Annotated in this window: 1 pseudogene; it reads right to left on the reverse strand. The window is 55.6% G+C overall.

Annotation, left to right across the window (positions count from 1 at the left end):
* Nucleotides 1–597: pseudogene (locus tag D8M41_RS11680) on the reverse strand (ATP/GTP-binding protein); the annotation flags it as partial.

Here is a 597-nt window from a genome sequence, read left to right on the forward strand (position 1 = left end):
CCACAAAATAATTACGCCGCGGCCCTAACCCGGCATCCGCTAACGCATGCGCAACCTCAACCGAAGCGAACGTCGTTGTCCAACACGCCAACAACGCCGCCGCCTGCACATCACGGTGAATATCCCCAATCTGCGACACATCAAACACCGCCGGACGATCCATCCGCAACGCCGCAGACGTCGGCTTGGAAAACATATCCCCAAACCGGCCCTGCCCATTGAGCGACATCAACGACGCCACCAACGCATCCGTTGCATCCTTATACCGGTCAGGATCCCCACGATCCAACGCAATATCCTGCAACGCCTGAGGACGAGAAACAATCACATCTAAAAGATCCTGCACCACCGGCACACCCTCATGCTCTGTCTCTAACAACACCAGGGCCTTATCCAAAATATTTTCCTCATTCGGCGTCACATGCCCTTTCCGCAGAATCGAAATCAGAGCCAGCAACAGCTGAAGCTTCCGAGTATGAGCATCCACGAGCAGCTTTTCACGAATATCAGGCGGAAGCCGATCCGCGATCGCGCTAATCTCTCCCGGATCCAGCACATTCAGATGCCCACGCCCAGGAGCCAGCTGAATCACCTGCC

The organism is Rothia sp. HSID18069 (assembly GCF_003989155.1).
Taxonomy (GTDB): Bacteria; Actinomycetota; Actinomycetes; order Actinomycetales; family Micrococcaceae; genus Rothia; species Rothia aeria.